This is a genomic window from Pseudomonas sp. HMWF021 (assembly GCF_003061005.1).
Classification (GTDB): domain Bacteria; phylum Pseudomonadota; class Gammaproteobacteria; order Pseudomonadales; family Pseudomonadaceae; genus Aquipseudomonas.
Genome location: NZ_QAIK01000035.1, coordinates 1 through 1,348, shown reverse-complemented (window position 1 = coordinate 1,348; position 1,348 = coordinate 1). Strand labels below are relative to the sequence as shown.

The 1,348-nt window shown below is 53.5% G+C and carries 2 protein-coding genes; both read left to right on the top strand.

The genetic code is table 11. From position 1 onward, the window contains the following. Window positions 1-696, top strand: a 696-nt coding sequence (locus DBR18_RS28215; RefSeq protein WP_158275038.1) for a hypothetical protein, incomplete at its 5' end; no start/stop codon positions are given. A gap of 178 nt (window positions 697-874) precedes the next feature. Next, window positions 875-1,348 (top strand): hypothetical protein (locus DBR18_RS28485; RefSeq protein ID WP_218277847.1); only part of this gene is annotated, 474 nt, incomplete at its 3' end.

Sequence of the window (1,348 nt, the reverse complement as noted above, 5' to 3'; positions counted from 1 at the left end):
CGCCGCGATGCGCCCCTGCACAACAAAGTACTGGAACTGCCGCCTGGTCCCCGCAAACCCTCGCATCGCAAACTCTATTACACAGCCCTCGTTGGCTGGCTAGGTACGCTGCTCGCGTTTACTTCGGTGAGTGGAGTCATGCCCGCCCAGCTAGCCATCATGACGTGGCGAGGCGGAGAGAGCGACGAAGAGGCATTCGGGGCTATCGCCCTCTGCTTATTGATAATGTGCCTCTACCTAGCGCCAGTCCTCGTCTTTTATTTGACAAACGGCAATGCGATACAGCGCACCGGCCGAGCCGCACTGGTGCTACTCGGGTGCATCTTCGTCAATGCCATGCTGTTGCCGGCCCTCTTGGACCTATGGGTCTATTCCGCCGCCAATCTGATCAAAATCAGGGACAATACCGAGCTGAGCTATGTGTTGAACGAAAAGGATTATCCGAAGGAGGTATTCAATAGCGCCCCGTGGCAACTGGAGAGCTACGAGGGGCCGAATGGTTTGTACAGCGTTAGGGCGTTTCGTCAGTTCCGCTTCGGCGACACTTTGTTAATCTGTCCCGCTAGCTATCGAAATATCGCTTTGAAAGAGATCGGCAGCTACGCACACCGCTGTATTGCGCTGTCTGAGACCAAGGTGCATGTAGCCGCTCCTGTATTAAGCAAGGATGACGCGACGGTAGCCAAGCCGAGTTGATCCTGCCCATGCCTACCCACGTTCCGGTGTTGATTGAATACCGGAACTGGAAAATATAAATCTGTCCCCTTTCATCCGTCCCCTTTCATCCTTTCGAATTCCTCAGGGGCCCCCTCGACTTCTGGGATGAATGCAAAGCGTGATAGCTTTCCGCCCTAACAAAGGAACTGGAGGCCATATGGAATCAGCACGCGATAGATACACGAGGGAGATGGTTGAGGGAGAAGACCTGTGGATGCTTCCCCAGGTGGATAAATATGGCTACGAATGTGGAGGTTGTGGAATCCCAGTATTTCCGACCTCCTACGATCAAGCAAATCTTCAAAGACCTCACTTCAAAAAGCAGCAGAACACCCCGCACAAAGATGGTTGCAATATCGATGGTGATGAGAAAACCGTCGCACGTGGTAAGAAAGGAAGCGTACGCAATGAGCTCGAAACTAGCCCGGACCTTTCGCCGTCTAGACTCGTACTGATAGATGAACGACCGGCCGTCGATCCTGACCGCAAGCCTTCCTCCGAGCAAACCTCAACCGTAAGGGACATCAAACGCTCTGACGACGAAGGGTTAGTGAGACCCAAAGGTCGGCGGGCAGCGAACAGCATCCGTCCTATTTGCAGAGCTTTCATTAGGTTTCCATTTGACCGGACT